The 22,337-nt window shown below is 39.5% G+C and carries 15 protein-coding genes; 8 read left to right on the forward strand and 7 right to left on the reverse strand.

What is annotated here, in order from left to right:
• Positions 1–3 precede the first annotated feature (3 nt).
• The 6 genes from EGS71_RS15790 to EGS71_RS15815 form a co-directional block, all read right to left on the reverse strand.
• Positions 4–1,998: a MacB family efflux pump subunit gene (locus EGS71_RS15790; protein WP_000165905.1), complete on the reverse strand. Its 1,995-nt coding sequence runs from the start codon at positions 1,996–1,998 to the stop codon at positions 4–6.
• 2 nt (positions 1,999–2,000) lie between these two features.
• The gene (locus tag EGS71_RS15795) at positions 2,001–3,341 is read right to left on the reverse strand and encodes a MacA family efflux pump subunit (protein WP_001124217.1); all 1,341 of its coding nucleotides are present in this window, start codon (positions 3,339–3,341) and stop codon (positions 2,001–2,003) included.
• A gap of 107 nt (positions 3,342–3,448) precedes the next feature.
• Positions 3,449–4,438, reverse strand: coding sequence for a DNA polymerase III subunit delta (holA, locus tag EGS71_RS15800; RefSeq protein ID WP_000762831.1), 990 nt, complete (start codon positions 4,436–4,438; stop codon positions 3,449–3,451).
• 19 nt (positions 4,439–4,457) lie between these two features.
• On the reverse strand, positions 4,458–4,967 hold the full coding sequence (gene lptE / locus EGS71_RS15805) for an LPS assembly lipoprotein LptE (RefSeq protein ID WP_000549819.1): 510 nt from the start codon (positions 4,965–4,967) through the stop codon (positions 4,458–4,460).
• A 27-nt stretch (positions 4,968–4,994) separates the two neighbouring features.
• Positions 4,995–7,619 carry a leucine--tRNA ligase gene (gene leuS, locus EGS71_RS15810; RefSeq protein WP_000155770.1) on the reverse strand — a complete coding sequence of 875 codons (2,625 nt, stop codon included), beginning with the start codon at positions 7,617–7,619 and terminating at the stop codon, positions 4,995–4,997.
• Between the two features lie 186 nt (positions 7,620–7,805).
• The gene (locus EGS71_RS15815; protein ID WP_001054458.1) at positions 7,806–8,141 is read right to left on the reverse strand and encodes a DUF4124 domain-containing protein; all 336 of its coding nucleotides are present in this window, start codon (positions 8,139–8,141) and stop codon (positions 7,806–7,808) included.
• Between the two features lie 504 nt (positions 8,142–8,645).
• Between EGS71_RS15815 and EGS71_RS15820 the strand changes: the two genes are divergently transcribed.
• The 5 genes from EGS71_RS15820 (at position 8,646) to EGS71_RS15845 (ending at position 15,467) form a co-directional block, all read left to right on the forward strand.
• Positions 8,646–10,370, forward strand: a complete 1,725-nt coding sequence (locus EGS71_RS15820; protein ID WP_000422094.1) for an acetolactate synthase 3 large subunit — start codon at positions 8,646–8,648, stop codon at positions 10,368–10,370.
• Entirely contained in the window at positions 10,370–10,861 is a 492-nt protein-coding gene (gene ilvN / locus EGS71_RS15825) for an acetolactate synthase small subunit (protein ID WP_001215920.1), read from the forward strand. Before EGS71_RS15820 ends, ilvN begins: the two co-directional genes overlap by 1 nt.
• Positions 10,862–10,893: 32 nt before the next feature.
• A complete protein-coding gene (gene ilvC / locus EGS71_RS15830) occupies positions 10,894–11,910 on the forward strand; it encodes a ketol-acid reductoisomerase (RefSeq protein ID WP_001165443.1) in 1,017 nt (338 codons plus the stop codon).
• 330 nt (positions 11,911–12,240) lie between these two features.
• Positions 12,241–14,295: a GGDEF domain-containing phosphodiesterase gene (locus EGS71_RS15835; protein WP_000510217.1), complete on the forward strand. Its 2,055-nt coding sequence runs from the start codon at positions 12,241–12,243 to the stop codon at positions 14,293–14,295.
• 608 nt (positions 14,296–14,903) lie between these two features.
• Positions 14,904–15,467, forward strand: coding sequence for a TetR/AcrR family transcriptional regulator (locus EGS71_RS15845; RefSeq protein ID WP_001146946.1), 564 nt, complete (start codon positions 14,904–14,906; stop codon positions 15,465–15,467).
• Between the two features lie 216 nt (positions 15,468–15,683).
• On the opposite strand, the gene EGS71_RS15850 is transcribed toward EGS71_RS15845, so the two are convergent.
• Complete coding sequence (locus tag EGS71_RS15850) at positions 15,684–16,256, reverse strand: TetR/AcrR family transcriptional regulator (protein WP_000043984.1); 573 nt, start codon at positions 16,254–16,256, stop codon at positions 15,684–15,686.
• Between the two features lie 330 nt (positions 16,257–16,586).
• Here EGS71_RS15850 and EGS71_RS15855 point away from each other — a divergent pair, with 330 nt between their 5' ends.
• The 3 genes from EGS71_RS15855 (at position 16,587) to EGS71_RS15865 (ending at position 22,333) form a co-directional block, all read left to right on the forward strand.
• Positions 16,587–17,450, forward strand: a complete 864-nt coding sequence (locus tag EGS71_RS15855; RefSeq protein ID WP_000037374.1) for a hypothetical protein — start codon at positions 16,587–16,589, stop codon at positions 17,448–17,450.
• A 378-nt stretch (positions 17,451–17,828) separates the two neighbouring features.
• Positions 17,829–20,891, forward strand: coding sequence for a DUF2345 domain-containing protein (locus EGS71_RS15860; protein ID WP_004735888.1), 3,063 nt, complete (start codon positions 17,829–17,831; stop codon positions 20,889–20,891).
• Positions 20,888–22,333, forward strand: coding sequence for a hypothetical protein (locus EGS71_RS15865; protein WP_000102029.1), 1,446 nt, complete (start codon positions 20,888–20,890; stop codon positions 22,331–22,333). The genes EGS71_RS15860 and EGS71_RS15865 overlap by 4 nt, the downstream gene beginning before the upstream one ends.
• Positions 22,334–22,337: the final 4 nt, after the last annotated feature.

The following is a 22,337-nucleotide window of genomic DNA, read 5'->3' on the forward strand; positions in this document are numbered from 1 at the left end:
TCCTTATTCTCGTGATAGTGCTGCAACAGGGTCAAGTTTTGCTGCATTCTTGGCAGGTAAGAAGCCGAATACGACACCAATCAATGTTGAACACACAAACGCAGCAACAATTGATGTGGTTGAATAGGCGACAGCAAAGTTGCCACCGGCAAACTTATTAATCAGTTGTCCTAAGCCAAGTGATAGCAGTACGCCAAGTACACCACCAATCAAACATACTAAAATTGCTTCAATCAGGAACTGCTGCAAAATATCACTTTGTCGAGCACCCACAGCCATACGCACACCAATTTCTTGCGTACGTTCAGTCACCGAAACCAGCATAATATTCATTACCCCGATACCACCAACTACCAGAGAAATTACAGCAATTGCTGATACTAAGAGAGTCATAGTACTTGTGGTTTTCTCAATGGTTTGTCGGATACTGTCACTGTTCATGGTGAAAATATCTTGGGCACCGTGGCGTTGGGTTAATAAGTTAACAATGGCGTTTTCAGCAGCACTGGTCGAGTATTTATCATTAATACGTACGACAATATTACGGACATGCGCTTGCCCTAACATACGGCTCATGACCGTGGTATAAGGCATATATACATTCAGTGTGTCATCCGAACCCATTCCGCTGGTCTGAGGTTCTACAATGCCGATAATACGAGCTGGCACACTACCCAGTAACACGACTTGCCCGATTGGGTTAGTACCATCGCTAAAGAATTGTTTTTGTGTATTGGTATCAATCACCACATCTTGTGAACGGTCGCGGACACTTCGTTGATCAAAGGTTTGACCGTCTTTAAAGACTAGACCTTTTACATCAAAATAATCGTTACTTACACCGTTAATAGTCGCATTTGCTTCATTTTGTTGATAACGCATGGTCTTGGATGTACTGACCATCGGACTAACTGCACTGACATAAGGCTGTGTCATTAATGCATCGGCATCGGCAGGAACCAGCGTTTTAAAATTGGCTGTCTTGGAGTTATCACCAAAACCACGACCTTGGAATACCGTAATTGTGTTGGTGCCTAAACTGCTAATGTTGCTCAAAATCTGTTGTTGAGAGCCATTACCCAGTGCGACCACCGTTACGACAGAGGCAATACCAATAATGATCCCCAGCATGGTTAAGAAAGTACGCATGCGGTGGGCATTCATGGACAGTAAAGCCATTTGAAAGGCTTCGGATAAGCGATCTAGGGTTGAACGCCAAGCTGAAATACTTTTGCCTTTTTTCTGCTTATTTTGTAAAGCAGGTGCTGCATCTGGATCAGATTTAACTTCTTCTAAAGACTGGTCTGGAACGTTAGGACGGTCACTAATAATTTCCCCATCACTAATTTCGATAATGCGCGTTGCATTCTTTGCAACTTGCATATCGTGGGTTACCAAAATAATCGTATGGCCAGCCGCGTTGAGTTCACGCAAAATTCGCATCACTTCAACGCCGCTATGTGAATCGAGTGCCCCTGTTGGTTCGTCGGCCAAGATCACATCGCCGCCATTCATTAAGGCACGTGCAATTGATACACGTTGCTGTTGACCACCTGAAAGCTGGCTTGGTCGGTTTTGCGTTTTAGTACCTAAACCTAACTCCGTGAGCAGGGCAGTAGCTCGCTGTTTACGGTCTGCTGGAGTAACACCAGCATAAACAGCCGGAACCTCAACGTTACCTTCAGCTGATAAGTCACCCAGTAAATGATAGCGCTGGAAAATAAAACCAAAATATTCACGGCGTAACTGCGCTAACTGGTCGGGCTCTAGCTTACCGGTTTCTTGACCATTAACCTTATAACTACCACTTGTTGGGCGGTCCAGACAGCCCAAAATATTCATGAGCGTTGATTTACCAGAGCCGGACTGGCCAACAATAGCAACCAGCTCACCCTCATAAATGGTCAGGTCAATACCTTTTAAAATTTGAATCGTGCTTTCGCCAGCAGGGAATTCCCGGACCAGATTGCTGACTTCAAGCAAAGCTTGTTTTGTCATGCTTACATTCCCATTGGGCCACGGCGGCGGTTATTACCACTGTTTGCAGAAGCTGCAGAGTTTTCTGAACTATCGGCAATTACAACTTGGTCACCTTGTTTTAATCCGGCAAGTACTTGCGCATTTACACGGTTATTAATACCTACCAAAATTTGTGTTGGTTTAGTCGTACCATCTGCTTGTAAAACGCGAACTACACTCAGAGTTGCTTTGCCTTGTTCAATAAGCTGTTTTTGTTCAGGAGTTAAATTTAAGCGTTCTAAACGGGCGCCGTTACCTTGATGCTTGCGTTCTGCACTTGGAGTAGAACTTGCTTTATCTGCTGATTGTCCTTGTTGTTTTCTTTGGCCAGAAAATTGTTTGCTACTTAACGCAGAAGATGGAACCAGTAAGGCATTTTTTGCTGAATTTAATACGATATAAACTTGTGCAGTCATATCAATACGCAATTTGCCGTCCGTATTTGGAACATCAAATAAAGCGTTGTAGTAAACAGCTGAGCTTGTTGTTGAACTTGTAGTGCTGTTTGATTCACTAGAGATTGAATCTGGAGCAGGTTCAATTTGACGTAAGGTTGCATATCGCTTGGTTTCATCACCTAAGGTCGTGAAATAGACCTGCTGACCTTTTTCCACTTTCATAATATCGGCTTCACTCACCTGTGCTTTAATCGTCATATTTTGAAGTTTTGCAATTTTGACGATAGTTGGAGCGCTTTGGTTTGCGTTTACCGTTTGACCTTCTTCAGTCACAATCGCAACAACCGTACCATCAGTTGGCGCAACAATACGTGTATAGCCAATATTGGTTTGTGCTGTTGAACGCGTTATTTTTGCAGACTCAATTTGTGCATCTAATGCTTTAACTTGTGCCTGAGCTGTTTTATAAGCAGCTTCAGCCGACTCTAAATCTGCACGAGGTGTTGCATCTTGAGCATACATTTGTTGTTGACGACGATATTCGAGTTGTTTCTCGTTTAAAGAAGCGATTTGCTGAAGACGCTGTGCTTCTAGATTTTTAATATTGGCATCAGATGTTTTTAAACTGTTTTCTTGGGTGGTCGAGTCAATTTGTGCAATAAGTTGACCTTGTTTTACTTGATCACCAAGCTGTACATACATCTTTTTGACCTGACCAGATACCTGAGCACCCACACTAATAAGCTTGGTCGCATCAAGTGTACCGGTTGCAAGTACATTATTCTCAATATCCCCGCGAGTTACCTCTGCTGTAATATATTGAGGTTGCTGTTGTTTAGGCTTTAAGAATTTCCAAGCTAAGACAGCAATAATGGCGATACAGACGACAATAATTACGAGTTTAATTGGCTTTATTTTTGGCATGGCGAGAGGTCGAAAAGTCTAAAATTTAACTTAGTATAAGAGTCAAATGAGGATAAAACGTGAATTTTTATGATATTTCAATAAAGCAGGCAAATGATTTGGCTGCCCTAATGTATAAATAATGTTTTTCCACACAGCTCGGCAATGGCTTGTTGCATTAAATGTTGGGCATTCTCATTTGACATGCCTTTGATTGCGGCATCAATTTGTAAAAGTAGAGCAGACCATCCCAAAAATTGCTGTGGATTGAGTCTTCTTAATGCTTGTTGATATAAGCTAACTTTTGTTTTCCATATACCTAGTTGTAATGCATTATGTGGTTGTTCAAACAACTGCATTAATAAACGCATTTCTTTACTTAATGTCCATAAGATCAAGCTTTCCGGTTCACCGGAACCGATTAAATATTGAAAGATCTTAATGGACTGAGCAAGATTACCTTCTAATAACGCATCGCTTAAATCGTAAGTGGTGTAACGAGACTGATCTTGTAGACACGCATATAACTGTTCAATTTGAATTAGTTTCTGGTCTGGAAAAGTATCTCTTACCCGCATCAAGCTATTTTTAGCAGCGAGCAGGTTATGCTCATGATGCTGCATGAGCCACTGCCAAGCATCATTGTCGAGTTGAATTTCTAACTTCTCAGCCTCAGCGGCTAATATTCGTTGGCGGTCTTGCGGATAGTTAGCAGTAAGGGCAACAACCACACCGTTCGCTTCAACAACTTGGAAAAAAGCAGATTTTAAGCTGCTACTGTCTTGTTTGGGTAAAACAATTAACAGCAGGTTAGTTTCATTATGTTGGATATAACTTTTTAGTTGTTTTAAACCATTGGCATCGGGCTTGATATTGCCGTGAACTTCAATCGCAAGTTGCTGAGAAAATAAAGATAGGCTGTTCAGTGCATTAAAGACATTTTTCCAGTCACTTACACTACTAATATCGTAGCGCTGTCTTTCAATGTCTTGTTGCTGCCAGCTTTTGCGAAAAGTGTCGAGTAAATTTTGTTCTAATAAAGGTTCCTGTCCATGCAGGATCCACGCACCCCGAGCTTCCGGAATGCGTTTGAGGGCTTGTAAATAGTCAAGTTTCATTACTTAAGAAAAGATATGTCTATGGTTGAGCTTTTGGTAAGCGATTGGCTGAAATTTGACGAGTAATTTGCTGTGCAAGGTCATCAATTACAATACGTTGCAAGTAACTCTCTTGCTGGTTCTCAGTGTTGACCGTTGCCAAATCATATTGATAACTACGAGCTGCGGTTAAAGTACGCGGCTCTGTAATTTTATTACCTTGACGGTCTTCAATTTGGAAAGTTACAGTCAAGCGTAATAATACTTCTGTAAGTTTACCATTTAGAAGCTGACGACGAGGCGTGTATTCTAAAACACGAAGAACATAGGCGTCGTTGTCATTGCTGAGTTGAACACCATTTGCCGTTAAATACACTTTTAATTGTGTTTCAAGGTCATCGGTTTTTGCCGGTAACTCAAGGCTTAATTTTTTATAAACAAGTGGAGTCGCAGTCGGGTTGGTTCCTTTTAAATGGAAACCACACCCGACTAAGCCTGCACTAAGGCCTAAGGTTAAAACAACAGCGGCTAAACGTTGGGCTAAGTGCATGCTTGATCCTCTCATTAATACCTGTAATTAAACCACGAGGTTAACCAATTTGTTTGGAACCACAATCTCTTTTTTGGTTGGTCCTGTTAAGAACTGCTGAACTTCTGGTAATGCTTTCGCTTGAGCTAATAACTCATCTTTAGAAATATCAACAGAAACTTCAAGTTTACCGCGAAGTTTACCATTTACTTGTACAACAATCGTTTGAGTATTGCGGGTTAATGCAGAAGCATCAACTTCAGGGAAAGTTGCTTCTGTTAAGTCCGTACCAAACTGAGCCAATAAAGTCTGGCTTAAATGCGGAGCAAATGGAGCAAGTAAAGTTAACAATGTGGTGATTGCTTCACGTTCTACAGCAACGTCATTGTCATCTTTTGCTTCAAACTTATTGCTTGCGTTTAACAATTCCATCAATGCAGCAATTGCAGTATTGAACGCATGACGACGCTCAATATCATCACTTACTTTTTGAATGGTTTCGTGTGTCTTACGACGTAAATCTTGAGCATCTTTAGACAAGTTTGCTTTATCAATTGCTGTTGCAGAGTTTCCTTTTTCAAGGAAGCTTGCTGCCAGACGCCATACACGTTTCAAGAAACGGTTTGCACCTTCAACACCTGCATCAGACCATTCTAAAGATTGATCTGGTGGTGCAGCAAACATCATAAATACACGAGCTGTATCTGCGCCGTATTGATCAATAATGGCTTGTGGGTCAATACCGTTATTTTTCGACTTGGACATTTTTTCTTGTCCGCCGATAATCACTTCTTGACCGTCACCTGAATATTTTGCAGAAATGATGCGGCCTTTCTCATCACGTTCTAATTCGATATCAGCAGGGTTGAACCAAGTTTTCTTACCATTTTCTGCTTCACGATAGAAAGTATCTGCAAGCACCATGCCTTGAGTTAACAAGTTGGTAAATGGCTCATTACCTTGTACAACACCTTCATCACGCATTAATTTGTGGAAGAAACGTGCATAAAGTAAGTGAAGAATCGCGTGTTCAACACCACCAATATATTGGTTTACAGGAAGCCAGTTTTTAGCTGCTTCAGGTTTTACCATACCACCAGTAAAGTCTGGAGATGCATAACGTGCGTAGTACCAAGATGATTCTACGAATGTGTCCAATGTATCTGTTTCACGGCGTGCATCGCCACCACAGCAAGGACATTTCGTTTCATAGAATTCAGGCATTTTATTTAGTGGATTACCTGAACCATCTGGAACAACGTCAGTTGGTAATACAACCGGAAGTTGATCTTCAGGAACTGTGACTTGACCACAAGTATCACAGTTAATCATTGGAATTGGACAACCCCAGTAACGTTGACGAGAAACACCCCAGTCACGTAAACGGAATTGAACTTTAGAATTTGCTAAACCTTGTGGTTCTAATTTTGCAAGGAATGCATCGAATGCAGCTTGGAATTCTAGACCGTCAAATTCGCCAGAGTTAACAAGTTTACCTTCTTTAGAACCGTACCATTCTTGCCATTCAGTTGCAGAGTAGTCTGCATCGTCAGCACCTTTGGCATCAATGACTTGCTTAATTGGCAAGTTGAACTTGTTAGCAAATTCGAAGTCACGTTCGTCATGTGCTGGTACAGCCATCACTGCGCCAGAACCGTAAGACATTAATACGTAGTTCGCAATCCAGACAGGGAGCTCTTCGCCAGTTACAGGGTGTTTTACAAACAAACCTGTTGCCATACCTTTCTTCTCGGCTGTAGCCAAGTCAGCTTCTGCAACTGAACCCATGCGGCATTCTTCAATAAATGCAGCCAATTCAGGGTTATTTTCAGCAGCTTTAAGCGCAAGAGGGTGTTCTGCTGCAACGGCAACGTACGTCACACCCATAAGTGTGTCGGCACGTGTTGTATAAACAGTTAAGCCGTCAGCATAAATTTCAGTATTGGCAGATGGGAAGGTAATTTCCATACCTGTAGAACGACCAATCCAGTTACGCTGCATGGTCAACACTTGTTGAGGCCAGCCGTCTTGTAGAGTGTCTAGGTCGTCTAATAATTCTTGTGCATAGTCCGTAATACGGAAGTAGTACATTGGAATATCGCGTTTTTCAACCAATGCACCTGAACGCCAGCCACGACCATTTTCAACTTGTTCGTTTGCCAAAACTGTTTGGTCAACCGGGTCCCAGTTTACTGTTGAAAGTTTACGGTAGATTAAACCTTTTTTATAAAGCTGAACGAACAACCATTGTTCCCAGTGATAGTACTCTGGTGTACACGTTGCAAATTCACGGTCCCAATCTACAGATAAACCTAATTTTTTTAATTGGTCACGCATGTAAGCGATGTTTTCAAATGTCCATTTTGCCGGAGCAACTTTATGGGCAATTGCAGCATTTTCTGCTGGTAAACCAAATGCATCCCAACCCATAGGTTGTAATACGGTTTCGCCTTTTAAACGGTAAAAACGGCTAATTACATCGCCAATGGTATAGTTACGCACATGACCCATGTGCAGTTTGCCACTTGGGTAAGGGAACATTGACAGGATGTAGCGATGTTTACCTTCGACAGTGTCGGCAACTTTAAAGACTTTACGATTTTCCCAATCTTGTTGGACTGATGGTTCAATCGTGTTTGCTTGATATTCTGGGTCAATGTGAGAAATAGTCATAGACGTAAGCTATACAACGAAAATTGAAATGAAAGATTGCTGCACAGCATAGCGCAAAATAGAGGAAAATGTCAGTTTTTAGAGCAGGATTTTATCTTTTAATCTGCGCTATAAAATTTCCCAATCTATTCTTGTTTATTTTAAATAATCGAAGAGTGGTAAAAATATTCACCACTCTCATTTTAATTATCTTGGTGCCGATACAGACGGGGCAGGTGGGACCGGGACAGCAGGTGCACCTTTTTCCACTGCTACGTTAGTTACTTCTTGCACGACTTTATCTTTATCCTGAGATGGTTGTTCTGAGTTTGATGTTGGATTTTTCAACAATGGTTGACTGCCGTAAGTCGAAACTTTGTTCAAATGTTTTGCTCCTTTAGGTGGTGGCGTCGTGGTGTAATGTGTCGAGCCACTTTGATCCATCCATTTATAATATTGCTGTGCCTGACTTTGACTTGAGCAAAGTAAAATTGCTGTTGTAGCGGCTATATACAGGCTTGTTTTTAAATAAGATAAATTCATATCAGTTCTTCCCCAATGTAAACTGATTATATTTAAATAAACTTTATAAATAAGCAATTTAGAATGGATCGTTTTATATAAAAATAATGAATTTTTAATAAATAATGAGCTAAGAAGAGTAAATTCGCGATTTAATATTAGATTAAAAAAGCAGCAGCTAAATTTTTTTATGGAAAAACCTTTTCTTTATTCTTGACTTTGTATATAGAAACAACAAAAATGCTTTCTCTAGTTTTATATGCATTTACTCGATCACCCTTCGAATAACTGTCATGTTTTGTAATAGACATTCTCTCTAGCCGAGAGATTGATTTTACTAAAGTATGTATATCCAGACATGCTTTATTAATGTTAAAACAGCTTATACGGCTGAAAAACAGAAATTTTTCTATTGCAACGAAAACTAGACAATATGTGTGCTATAACAGTGCAGACAATTCAATGAATGAAACACTATTTATGCCTTCCATAAAATAGTGATATAAGATTTTAGGGTGAATCACGTTGGAACTTTTATCTGGTGGTGAAATGCTCGTTCGCGCTCTTGCGGACGAAGGCGTTGAACATGTTTTTGGTTATCCAGGCGGCGCAGTATTACATATTTATGATGCGCTATTTCAACAAGACAAAATCAATCATTACCTCGTGCGCCATGAGCAAGCTGCTGGTCATATGGCAGATGCCTACTCGCGTGCTACAGGTAAGACAGGCGTAGTACTGGTCACTTCTGGTCCAGGCGCAACCAATACAGTAACTCCAATTGCAACAGCTTATATGGACTCAATCCCAATGGTGGTTTTGTCTGGCCAGGTTGCATCACATCTGATTGGTGAAGACGCTTTCCAGGAAACTGACATGGTTGGTATTTCACGTCCTATCGTGAAACACAGCTTTCAGGTCCGCCACGCAAGTGAAATCCCTGCAATTATTAAAAAAGCATTCTATATCGCATCAAGTGGGCGCCCTGGTCCAGTTGTAGTCGATATTCCTAAAGATGCGACTAACCCTGCAGAAAAGTTTGCATACGAATACCCTGAAAAAGTGAAGATGCGTTCATATCAACCACCTTCACGCGGCCACTCTGGTCAAATTCGTAAAGCAATTGATGAATTACTAACTGCAAAACGTCCTGTTATTTATACAGGCGGTGGTGTCGTACAAGGGAATGCTTCTGCGTTATTAACCGAACTTGCACATTTACTTGGTTATCCGGTAACTAACACACTTATGGGGTTAGGCGGATTCCCGGGCGATGACCCACAGTTTATTGGCATGTTAGGTATGCACGGTACATATGAAGCTAATATGGCAATGCACCATGCAGACGTAATTTTGGCGATTGGTGCGCGTTTTGATGACCGCGTAACAAATAACCCAGCCAAGTTCTGCCCGAACTCAAAAGTGATTCATGTCGATATCGACCCTGCAACCATTTCAAAAACGATTATGGCGCATATTCCGATCGTTGGTGCAGTAGAGCCAGTTCTTCAAGAAATGTTGGCACAGTTAAAACAATTAAATGTGTCTAAACCAAATCCTGAAGCAATTGCAGCTTGGTGGTCTCAAATCAATGAATGGCGCAAAGTTCATGGTTTGAAATATGAAAATCCATCTGATGGCACGATGAAGCCACAGCAAGTTGTTGAAACTTTATATAAAGTGACCAATGGCGATGCCATTATTACTTCTGACGTAGGTCAACATCAGATGTTTGGTGCACTTTATTATAAGTACAAACGTCCTCGCCAATGGATCAACTCAGGTGGTCTTGGCACCATGGGTGTTGGTTTACCTTATGCAATGGCTGCGAAGCTTGCTTTCCCAGACCAACAAGTTGTTTGTATTACGGGTGAAGCTTCAATTCAGATGTGTATTCAGGAACTTTCAACCTGTAAACAATATGGCTTGAACGTAAAAATCTTGTGCTTGAACAACCGTGCATTAGGTATGGTGAAACAATGGCAAGATATGAACTATGAAGGTCGTCATTCAAGTTCTTATGTTGAGTCATTACCTGACTTTGCCAAGTTAATGGAAGCTTATGGTCATGTAGGCATTCAAATTAATCATGCCGATGAACTTGAATCTAAGCTTGCAGAAGCAATGGCAATCAATGATAAATGCGTATTTATCAACGTTATGGTTGACCGTAGCGAACACGTTTATCCAATGCAGGTTGCAGGTCAATCTATGCGTGATATGTGGATTTCTAAAGGGGAGCGCATTTAATGAGACACATTATTTCTGTACTCGTTGAAAACGAAGCTGGTGCGCTTTCTCGTTTGGTGGGCTTATTCAGTCAACGTAACTACAACATTGAAACACTTAATGTTGCACCAACCGAAGATCCGACATTATCGCGTTTGACGTTAACGACTTATGGCGATGACCATAAGATCGAACAAATTACGAAACAGCTCAACAAGCTTGTTGAGGTGGTAAAAGTAGTTGATTTATCAGAAGGTTCACACATTGAGCGTGAACTCATGCTAATCAAAGTAAAAGCATTAGGTGCTTCACGTGCCGAAATTAAACGTACTGCGGATATTTTCCGTGCGCAAATTGTAGACGTGACACCAACGACCTATACCATTCAAATAGCAGGGACAACTGAAAAATTAGATGGTTTTATCGATGCGCTTGCAGAAAACACCATTCTTGAAGTCGTTCGTTCAGGTGTATCAGGTATCGCCCGTGGCGAAAAAGTTTTAGCCATTTAATTTTTTAAAAAGTATTTTAGCGGAGAACACAAATGCAAATTTTTTACGATAAAGACTGTGACTTATCAATCATCCAAAGCAAGAAAGTTGCGATTATTGGTTACGGTTCTCAAGGTCATGCTCATGCACTTAACCTTAAAGACTCAGGTGTAGACGTAACTGTAGGTTTACGTGCTGGTTCAGCTTCTTGGAAGAAAGCTGAAAACGCTGGTCTTAAAGTTGCTGAAGTCCCAGCAGCAGTTAAGCAAGCTGACCTCGTAATGATTTTGACTCCAGATGAATTCCAATCACAACTTTACCGTGACGTGATTGAGCCAAACATCAAAGAAGGCGCGACTTTAGCATTTGCTCATGGTTTCTCTGTTCTATATAACCAAGTTGTTCCACGTAAAGACTTAGACGTAATCATGGTTGCGCCTAAAGCTCCTGGTCACACTGTACGTTCAGAATTCCAACGTGGTTCAGGTGTTCCTGACCTAATCGCAATTCACCAAGACGCTTCTGGTAATGCACGTAACGTTGCGCTTTCTTACGCTTCTGGCGTAGGTGGTGGCCGTACAGGTATTATCGAAACTTCATTCCGTGAAGAAACTGAAACTGACTTATTCGGTGAGCAAGCAGTTCTTTGTGGTGGTGCAGTTGAACTTGTGAAAATGGGCTTCGAAACTTTGGTTGAAGCTGGTTATGCACCAGAAATGGCTTACTTCGAATGCTTACACGAACTTAAGTTAATCGTTGACTTGATGTTCGAAGGCGGTATCGCTGACATGAACTACTCAGTTTCTAACAATGCTGAGTACGGTGAATACGTAACTGGTCCTGAAGTAATCAATGAACAGTCTCGTGAAGCAATGCGTAATGCATTAAAACGTATTCAATCTGGTGAATACGCGAAGATGTTCATCCAAGAAGGTGCGTTAAACTACCCATCTATGACAGCTCGTCGTCGTCAAAATGCTGCACACGGTATTGAACAAACTGGTGCTAAATTACGTGCGATGATGCCTTGGATTCAAGCGAACAAAATCGTAGACAAAGAGAAAAACTAATTCTCTTTTCTATTGTTTTTAAAAGAACCCTGCTAAATGCAGGGTTTTTTATTTTTATTAGCCCTAAAACAAGTTTAAAAAAACATCATTAAGGTCAATTGACCTAGACTTAAGAAATCCTATATTTTTCATATAATTGGATGCTTAATTTTTGTTTACTTTATTGATTTCTAAAGTAAAAAATACTTGACCAAATGTTAGATAATGTTATTGTTTATAACTGACTAAAAAAGTCGAATTTACTAATTTTTCTTTAACGTGTTTAATTGTATTTTGTGCAATGAGTTGAACAAAATAAAAAAAAGTATTGAATAATCATGGAAGTCCAATATGGGTCATGTTGATTACGATAGCACATTGATCGTCGGCTCTTTTATTGCGGCTGGCGCTATTTGCTATATTGTGATTTCCATGGAGCAGTTAATATTTAAGCAAACTTATAAAAAGATTGAGCCGTTTATTTTATTACTCAATGGATTATTACTCGCAGCAGCGATTAGTATTGTCCATATTGTCGGCATGCATGCTTACCATTTATTTGAAGCAGCTTCCTCGAACGTTCCTTTAATTACACTGGCTTTTGGCATTAGTGCTGTACTTTCAAGTGTCGCAATTTGGCTGACTTCTCGTTTTACACTTCCTATATTTAGACTCATTTTAAGCTCAGTCATTATGGGAATTGGAATTTCTGCTTCTTATTATGTAAGTATGTTAGGCTGGAATATTAATATTTATAAGAAAGACTACACTTCCTTTCTTATTTTATTTTCTGTCTTAATTGCCATGAGCGGGTCGGGGTTAGCTTTCTTGCTGGCCTATAAATTAAAAGAAAGTGAACGTCACCGTATAAGTTTAAAATTAGCCTTTGCAGTGATGATGACCCTAAGTATTATGGGGATGCACTATACGGCACTTATTTCGACAAATATTACCGATAAGTTTGTAAGCCAATATCAGGCTGAACATGACTTGCTGCTATTTACAATTATTTTGGTTACCTGTCTGGTGCTGGTCGCGAGTTTTATTGTTGCCGTGCTGGAACAACGACTGAACCAGCGAAATCTAGAACTGCGTAAAGCCAATAAAGAATTAGCCAACCTCTCTATTCAAGATAACTTAACTAAATTACCAAACCGACTTTATTTAGTGGATTACGCCGAAGTCCTCCTGTCAGATCACCGTTATAAAGACCAAAAAATTGCTTTTCTCTATATTGATTTAGACCGTTTTAAATCGGTAAATGATGCGTTTGGACACCACATTGGTGATCAACTGCTTATACAAATGGCCAATCGTTTACATTGGCAACTCAATGAAAAATGTAAATTGCTTAGAATTGGTGGGGATGAGTTTTTACTAATTGCTGAAAACACTGATACTGAAGAGGCAATGCAACTTGCTGAAAAAGTATTACATCTTATTCAAGACAGTTACCAAATTTCCGGTAAAGAAATTAATATTTCAGCAAGTCTAGGTATCGCACTGTTCCCTGAACATGGGCAAAATGTTCAAGACCTGCTGATGAATGCCGATGCTGCCATGCTGATGTCTAAAGAGCAGGGCCGCAATACTTATACCGTCTTTAGTTATTCTACCCATCAACAAGAAACAAGAAGTCAGTCAAAACTGATCAATGATTTATACAAAGCAGTCGAAGAAAAACAATTTGTTCTCTACTATCAGCCAAAATTTAATACCAATCTTGAGATTTGTGGGGTAGAAGCACTCATTCGCTGGAACCATCCATCTTTAGGTATGCTGACACCGCATATGTTTATTGGTGGCGCAGAAAAGACAGGTTTAATTATTCCAATGGGATATTGGGCGCTTGAGCAAGCTTGCCAACAAATTCAGGAATGGGAACGTAGCAATACGCAGTTTTATCCAATCGCAGTCAATTTATCTGCTTTGCAGTTCGAAAATAAAAAGCTCTTTAGTACTCTCGAAGGTTTGTTAAAAAAATACCAAATTCAGCCTCATCACCTCATTATTGAAATTACCGAATCAACCGCAATGCGGCATATCGACTTAAGCATTCGTGCTTGTGAGCGACTGCGCGATATGGGCATTCGTGTGGCAATTGATGACTTTGGAACAGGGCACTCAAGCTTCTTATATTTAAAAGATTTACCAGTTGATGAACTTAAAATTGACCGTGGTTTTATTGTCGATTTAAAACCGGGCTCAAAAGAAGAAGTCATTTTAGAAAGTATTATTCATTTGGCGAAAAAGTTAGGTTTAACCGTAACAGCCGAAGGGGTGGAAACACAGCAACAAGTTGAGATTTTAACGCGCTTGGGCTGTCAGCAGTTCCAAGGTTATTTGTTGGGTATGCCTGTAAATGTAGGGCAACTGATTCAGTCGCAAGGTGCTCATTTTGTTTAACCCAGATATTTGGTTAAATTTAAAAACTACTACTTAATATAATATCTAAAATAATAATTTAGTTAATCTAATGAAAAATAATAAGAATTTTTAAAACTTGTCATAAATTCCACATTGACACTTGTAAACTCTCAGATTATCCTTTGCCTGCTGGCCTACATTGCCAGCCGGTTGTCGCAGACCGATTAGTAAAGGCATCAGATTATTCCCTCTGAGGAGTAGTCTTGTGTGTACAATCGTCCCTCGCTCGTTGCGGTAGGACGAGTGAGGGACACCTTTGGGTGTGCTGATTCTTTACTATCAGTCTGCGAACCCTTGCTCGTTCTGCCACCATAATCTTTTATTAATGCTTTGGCAGAACTCCCCAAATAAGGAGTTGGCTATGCATACTATTTTTACCCCTCCCAGTTAGTCTTTATGCAGTTTGATCACCTTTAGGTTTTCAGGCGTCAGTTCTTCACGACTAAAAAATCATATCAACAATAAAACTTGAGATGCGTTAGGGCAGTCTTTGGGGCCTTTGCATGCTTTTTTTTGCTTAGAGCAAAAGTTGCAGCCGTTTTATCTCATTTATACACAACAAGAAATTATTTTATAACGGTAACTATATGCCATATTCAGATCTCTCATTTCGCGCGTTAAGCGTGCTCCATAAGTCTCGATATCTTTTTAATAAACATGGTTTTCATAACGTAGGAGTAGACCGCATTGTGCGAGAAGCAGAGGTGCCAAAAGCTTCGTTTTATAACTATTTCCACTCTAAAGAACGGCTTATTGAAATGTGCCTAAACTTTCAAAAAGACGTCTTAAAAGAACAAGTGCGCTCAATCATTTACATACAAAAAGATTTAATCTTGCGTGAAAAACTCAAAAAGATTTTCTTTTTACATACTAGTCTGGATGGTTATTACCACTTGCTATTTAGGGCTATTTTTGAAATTGAGAAACTCTATCCCGCAGCTTATCAAGTGGTTGTACAATATCGGCATTGGTTAACTACTGAAGTTTATAAATTGCTTTTAACTGTGAAGAAAGACACTACGAAAAGCGATAGCGATATGTTTTTATTTACATTAGATGGTGCCATTATTCAGCTGCTAGATGAAACTAGGGGTGATACGAGAGAACTGTTATTCGCTTATATTTTAAAGGGTATTTTTCTTAAAGATTAACTTATTAAAATCTATATGTTTATTAATTAATATATTTAGAATAACTAAATTTATATAAAGTTCAGACGGTTATGCTTTTAAAACATATCGGCCTGAACTTTATATTGAACCAGATAAAAAACAGATCTGATCACCTGATAGAGCAGGTATTACAGCTCCTCTCATCTTCAAAATAAAACTTATAATATGGTAAAGGTCCGTAATAATTAAATTTTTTTAAGCGGCTTCATATTTTTGTTTTGTTTCAAGCTCAATGAGTTTATTTATATAAGACCATGTTTCTTCTGAGTTAATTTCTGGTTTGTTAATTGTCCCGTCAATAATAAGCCCATCTATAATGTTAAGAAAAAGACTGCTTAATACTTTTGGATCTTCAATTTCTAACTCTAAAAATATAGATAAAACTAAACTGTAAATCCATTCACGGTATTTATTTACTTGTTTTTTAATAGAAGGATAGAGCTGCAGAACTTCTATCGTTGCTTTTTTAAATAAACAACCACTAAAATCTTCAGTGTTAATCCAGTCGATATACCAATTAAAAATACTTTTCAGTTTATTTAATGGGTCATCTGCACTATTAACTTTATCTAATAAAGAAGTTTGGACTTCTAAAATTCTTCGGCGAAGACACTCTTCAATTAAAACTTCTTTAGAAGAGAAGTACTTATAAAAAGTCATTTTTGCAACTTTAGATTCAGCAATAATTTTGTCTACCCCAATAGAGGTATAACTTTTCTGATTAAAAAGGGTCATTGCTGTTGTTATAATCGTTTCTCTTTTTGACATTGGTTGCCCCGTCATAGATATTTTTTGATTAACTTTGCTATTGTAAAGTATGAAAGCTTAAATAAAACTTATTTAATGATATTTAAAAAATTATATTTATTCAATAGCTTGGTTTGCCTTGATAAATAAAGAAATAAATATTTTATTGGCAATAGTTTACTTTTTTAAATAATATTAATTAATCCATTGATTTGTTGAGATAATAAACATAATATCAATTCGTTAAGTATGGGTATACGGAATTTATCCTTTTTACGTTCGAATACGTAATGGAAATAGAGGGATAGCCTTTAGCTTAACTATAAGAAAAACTTTTTATTGAGAATGATTATGTCAAAAAAATTTGAAGACTTTAATAATCCAAGAGAAAAAGCATTGCAGGGGATGAAAGATAGTATTCCCGCTTCACAATGGGAAGAAAACTTACAGTTTCTCAAACAATTAAGGAATAAAATTGCGCAATTACCAGTAAGTAAACACCCTGCAATTGAAATATTAAATAACGGTTATCTTGATAAACAAACCCTGACTCGTATTCATTTAGAATATCGTCATGCCATTGTTCAGATTTTTACCGATGCTTTATTAAAGGCGCAGTTTCTGACAAAACAATTGGAACCAAAGCTTCACTCGGGCGCTAAAATGTTTCCACGGGTGTTGTTGAGCTTAAATATATTAGATGAATTTGGTTTTCGACCGGGTTTAGATAAAGATAATTATTATTTAGGCAACCCTGAATATGCACATTATCCATTATATGAAGATTTGCTAAATGACTATGGTTTGACTGAGGCTGACCGCCGTAATTATAAACCTTCAAAAATTGCAGATCAGGTGAGAACATTTTTAGAAGCTTCTTACGATCGTTATATTAATGTGGTGGCATTATTGGCGGTGGCAGAAGAAGAAGTTATTCTTTTTAGCCCACCATTGCGACAAGCAACCAAGTTTGTAAATATCGATGTTGAGGGTGGTGGTTATTACCATGTACACGGCGTTTCAACAGATGAAACAGCTGAAGCTGCTGATGATGACCATCAGGATGACCTTTGGTTTGCGTTGGCTCAAGCCATTACCAAAGATGATTATGAAAGCTTGACTCAACTATGTCTTGATTATTGTGCACTGTGGACTGAGTTTTGGGATGCACAAATTGCCGATGTCCAATTTATTGAAGAAAAGAAATTAGCATAAGCGTCTAAGTTTATTCATAAAAAGCCTGTTGATATTGAACAGGCTTTTTTAATGGCTTAATAAAAATATTCCAAATATGAAAACACGGATAGACAACTCAACAATCTCTAAACAGTACCTATAAATCTGCTACAATTACGCCAATTTTTATTTTGATCGACTTTAGATCTTTGGCACTGCAATCTCCGCAGTAGGTGTATTTCATGAGTTTTAAAGATGAGTTAGCGGCACAGGTCGCTGAAGTATTGAGCTTTTTATTTTAGTGTATGGATAGGTTGTCCGACTAGCCATTAACATTGCAATTGATATAAAAAATAGACAGATCTGTACGCATTTTATAAAATATAATCGATTAAGTCTCAATTTATAACAAACGTAATGTTTAATAATATTTCCCAAGTTTTAGAGAGTATAGGTTTTCTCTCACAGCATCGTTCGGTGTATCTCCAGTTTTCAGATGCATCCCTGAATAGTCAGGTTTTTTTACAACGTATAGATGGGCAACATTATCTTAATCAGGGCATGACAGCCGAGCTGATTTGTTTATCAACCAATGCTCATATTCCACTCAAAACATTTATTGGGTTGCAGGTTGCGGTTGATCAGGTCACAGATCAAGGCCAACAGTTTCGTACTACAGGGATTATTACTGGAGCATCACAAGGACAGAGTGATGGTGCTCTAACCTTATATAAACTCACGATATCTGATCCAACTTATCTCTGGCATAAACGCAGAAATAGCCGTGTGTTTATGAACAAGAGTGTGAAAGAAATTAGTGAAATTCTGTTTCAAGAATGGCAGGGGAAAAGTCCATTATTTGCATCTAGTCTGACTTTAGATTTGAGCGGCTTAAAACAGACCTACGATGTCCGTCCTTTTGTTATGCAGCTCAATGAAAGCGACTATGACTTTTTAACTCGCTTATGGCGTAGTGAAGGTATTAGTTGGCTCATTGATGAAGCAGAGCTTACCGTGGCGAGCAATACGGACAATATTCAGCCACAAAAATTACGCCTTATTGATGACAATAGCCAGTATCAGGCACTGACTAGAAGGACAATCCGTTACCATCGTAGCAGTGCAACTGAACAGTTTGACAGTATGACCAGTTTGATCGCTGGACGTCATTTGCAGCCGACTTCTGTTTTTGTGCAGCGTTGGCAGTCAGATGTATTACAACAAACAGATGGGGCAGGCAGTGTACAAAGTACACATCAGCATAGCGCCAGCTATGACAATCAAAGTTTAAGCCTTGAAGATGCATGGCATTTCAGTCCGGCATGGATGCAGGATTTAAACGGCGAAGATGGGGCAACCTCAGCAAGTAATCAACAACTGGAAAAATTTAACCAGAACTTAAGCGCTTACCATGATGCTCAATCCAAGCAGTTTGTTGCTCAAACCACAGTACGGGATACACAAGTTGGTTACTGGTTTGAACTGAATGAACACCCTGAAATTGATCTGCATAGTGGGGCAGATAAAGAGTTTCTGATCATTGGTAAGCATTACTACAACCAAAATAACTTACCGAAAGACTTAAACCAGCAAATACAAACTTTAATTACACAAAGCCATTGGCAATCTAGTCATACAAAAGAGCGTCAAGGCAATCAACTGATTTTACAACGTCGCCATATTAAGACAGTTCCTGAATATCAGCCCTTACAAGATCGTCCTCAAGCCGCTGTACAACGTGCCCGTGTAGTCGGACCTGAAGGTGAAAGTATCTATGTCGATCAGTGGGGACGCATTAAAGTTCGTTTCTTGTTTACCCGAGCTAATGACCATAGCCATGATGGAGGCGCGGGGAGTAACGACAACGATACTGATTCGGCTTGGGTCGATGTTGTAACCCCGTGGGCTGGAAAAGGGTATGGTGCACGCTTCTTGCCACGTGTTGGTGAGATTGTGGTTATCGACTTCTTTGACGGCAATATTGACCGTCCGTTTGTAGTGGGACGTATTCATGAAGCCGAACGTCATCCAGCCCAGTTCGACCAGAAAGGGCAGCTACCTGACACTAAAAAACTCAGCGGTATTCGTTCAGAAGAAGTTGATGGCAAAGGCTTTAACCAGCTACGTTTTGATGATACGACTGGGCAAATTAGTGCACAGTTACAAAGTAGCCATGCGGTCAGTCAGTTAAACTTAGGCAACTTAAGCCATCCAAAAGATAAGGCCGAGAGTGATGGTCGTGGAGAGGGCTTTGAACTCAGAACTGACCAGTGGGGCGCGGTTAGAGCAGGTAAAGGTTTACTTGTTAGTACCCATAAACAGGACCAAGCTCAAGGCACACATTTAGATGCAGCCGATGCCAAGCAACAAATCGAAGGTGGTCTTAATAATGCTAAGGCACTGAGTGAAGTTGCTAAAAACCAGCAAACTGATCCATTGGAAATGCTTGAGAACTTAAAAACGTTCATAGAGCAAATTGAACAGCAAGATAAAGAAAAGGCTGCTGCATTTAAGCAAGCCTTGATGATCTTAACAGCACCAAACAGTATTGCAGTCGCCAGTAATGAAGACATACACCTAAGTGCAGATGGTCAGTTAAGCCAAACTGCTGGGGACAGCATTAATATAAGCACTCAGAAGAATTTGATTGCACATGCTCAAAATAAGTTAAGTCTATTTGCTGCCCAACAGGGTGCACGACTTTATGCGGGCAAAGGTAAAGTTGAGATACAAGCGCAAGGCGATGGAGCAGATTTAATTGCCCGTAAAGGTATCCAGATTATTTCTACAGAAGACAAAATAGAAATTAATGCTTCTAAAGAAATTGTGATTACCTCGGGTAGTTCCCAAATCAAGATTAATAGCTCAGGTATTTTCCCAGTCACGGGCGGCAAATTTGAAGTGAAGGCGGGGCAGCATGTGTTTATGGGGGGAGGAAGTGCTTCGAGTACTTTACCAGCTTTGCCTCAGTTGAATATACCGCCTAAAGAGCTTGAACTTAAGTACGTGTATGACGACCTAAAGCCCGTTGCCCAAGCACCTTACAAACTTATATTTCAGGATGGCTCAATGCAAGAAGGTATTCTGGATAGTAATGGTTATGCAAAAGTCCAAGTCCCTGCTGATAAAGTCCAGCCAAAGGTTTATTACGGTTTTAGCAATATGGAGGCTAAACCTGATCAGCCCAAACAGCAGAATAGCTTTAAAGATAAAAAAGTGATGAGTATTGTGGAAGCAGAACAATTGATCGAACAATATAACAAGCAAGAACTTGACCACTTATTAGATGAATATTTCCCTGATGAAATACAAGCCATGATCGATGGGCAGGGTGTTGAGTATGATGACCATATCAATGATTATGTGGAAAAAGATTTAGAACAACAAAATAATCCGGATGATGCTATTGCGGATCAAGCAGAAGAAATCCCATTGAATAAACAATCAACTCCACATTCTGGTTTTGGGGAGGGTATATGAGTACAGCCGTTGCAAAATCACCAGCCAAAACCATTCGAGTCACCCAAAAAGGAGAACAATCGGCAGCAGACTGGATAAAAGGTGTGCTAGACGGGAGTGGATCAAGCCCGGCACAAATTATTGTAGCTGTGGTGATTGGTTGTATCCCTTTTGTTGGGCAGGGTGTTGATGTTGGTAATGTAATCGTTTCAATTGTCAAAATTGCAGAAAACCCGAATAACAAAGATAACTGGTTTGATCTGGTCTTTAACTTAATTGCGTTTGTTCCTGTTGCCGGAGATGGGCTTAAAATTGTATTTAAGCAATTGCGCTCTGGTAAAGCGATGGGGGCAATATTAGATGCAATCCCAAGTAAAACCATGCGTGGCAATGTTGAAAAATGGTTTCGTAACTTAAACTGGAATGCTTACACCAAAGAGTTGCAGACTACCAGTAATAAAATAATTGATGGCTTAATTGATGTTTTTGATAGCTGGATGACTAGAGCGGTCTTGGGACAAGCTCGATTAAAGACTCTTGTAGTGCAACTGAGAAAAATGAAAACTGTTGCGAACAGGCAAATTGAAATGGTGATGAAAGACCTGCAATTAGCGCATAAAAAAGCTTTGGCAACCCCTTATCCTAATACCACAGCGAAGGCTCCCATCCATAAAACGGGTTCAAAGCCACTTAATCGAACTTCGGCGCCTCATACACAGCAAAAGGGTCAGGTTCTTAAAAATACCAGTGGCAATACCGCCAAGACAGGAAGCAAGAATACATCAACCAAAAGAACATCAAAAAAGCGCAGTAATAAGGAATTAGGTTCGGGTGGTGAACACATCACGGATTATTACTTTGTGAAGCGGAAAAAGAGTCGTACCAAAATTAATAATAATGGTGTGCTGTATGAATATCACGATACTGGACATGATGGTATTGACCATGCTTGGTATAGCAATAGTATTGGGCATAAGTACCGAATTACAGATAGTAAAGCGACGAATTTAGCCAGTCATCGAAAAATCATGACTCCGAAAGCAGCAATGGATGCTTTAAGCATGGGCTTGGATGTTTATGTAAAGTCTTCCAAAGAGAAAAAAACTAAAGGTGCATTAGGTAAAACAGTCAGTGATGGTGCACAAATGTCACATCTTTGGATTGCGAATAAAATTGGTAGCGCAAAGATTACGTCTAGTCATAAAGTTAAATTACTTGAGCAGATTGAAGCTTGGAAGCGTGTCGAATTTAAGCCTGCATCTGAAAGAGTTTTTAAAAATGGGAAAGGACAAACTGTTGCAGTGAAGTGCCCTTATGACCGAAGTTTAGTGACGATAACGGGAAATCAATTTGACCACCATAGTCAATGTAAAGGTCTGGATGAACCGAAATGTACCCGTTCAGTGACCTCACATGCGATTACTTTAGAGTTTGTCTTGCCGAATGAAATGCTACGGGAGTAATGAA

Origin of the sequence: Acinetobacter sp. FDAARGOS_559, assembly GCF_003940475.1 — a bacterium.
Lineage (GTDB): Bacteria > Pseudomonadota > Gammaproteobacteria > Pseudomonadales > Moraxellaceae > Acinetobacter > Acinetobacter baumannii.

Coding starts and splice junctions, on each gene's coding strand:
- EGS71_RS15835 (WP_000510217.1), top strand. CDS start 12,241: ATGGGTCATGTTGATTACGATAGCACATTGATCGTCGGCTCTTTTATT.
- lptE (WP_000549819.1), bottom strand. CDS start 4,967: ATGCACTTAGCCCAACGTTTAGCCGCTGTTGTTTTAACCTTAGGCCTT.
- EGS71_RS15790 (WP_000165905.1), bottom strand. CDS start 1,998: ATGACAAAACAAGCTTTGCTTGAAGTCAGCAATCTGGTCCGGGAATTC.
- leuS (WP_000155770.1), bottom strand. CDS start 7,619: ATGACTATTTCTCACATTGACCCAGAATATCAAGCAAACACGATTGAA.
- EGS71_RS15795 (WP_001124217.1), bottom strand. CDS start 3,341: ATGCCAAAAATAAAGCCAATTAAACTCGTAATTATTGTCGTCTGTATC.
- ilvN (WP_001215920.1), top strand. CDS start 10,370: ATGAGACACATTATTTCTGTACTCGTTGAAAACGAAGCTGGTGCGCTT.
- holA (WP_000762831.1), bottom strand. CDS start 4,438: ATGAAACTTGACTATTTACAAGCCCTCAAACGCATTCCGGAAGCTCGG.
- EGS71_RS15860 (WP_004735888.1), top strand. CDS start 17,829: ATGTTTAATAATATTTCCCAAGTTTTAGAGAGTATAGGTTTTCTCTCA.
- EGS71_RS15815 (WP_001054458.1), bottom strand. CDS start 8,141: ATGAATTTATCTTATTTAAAAACAAGCCTGTATATAGCCGCTACAACA.
- EGS71_RS15850 (WP_000043984.1), bottom strand. CDS start 16,256: ATGTCAAAAAGAGAAACGATTATAACAACAGCAATGACCCTTTTTAAT.
- EGS71_RS15855 (WP_000037374.1), top strand. CDS start 16,587: ATGTCAAAAAAATTTGAAGACTTTAATAATCCAAGAGAAAAAGCATTG.
- EGS71_RS15865 (WP_000102029.1), top strand. CDS start 20,888: ATGAGTACAGCCGTTGCAAAATCACCAGCCAAAACCATTCGAGTCACC.
- ilvC (WP_001165443.1), top strand. CDS start 10,894: ATGCAAATTTTTTACGATAAAGACTGTGACTTATCAATCATCCAAAGC.
- EGS71_RS15845 (WP_001146946.1), top strand. CDS start 14,904: ATGCCATATTCAGATCTCTCATTTCGCGCGTTAAGCGTGCTCCATAAG.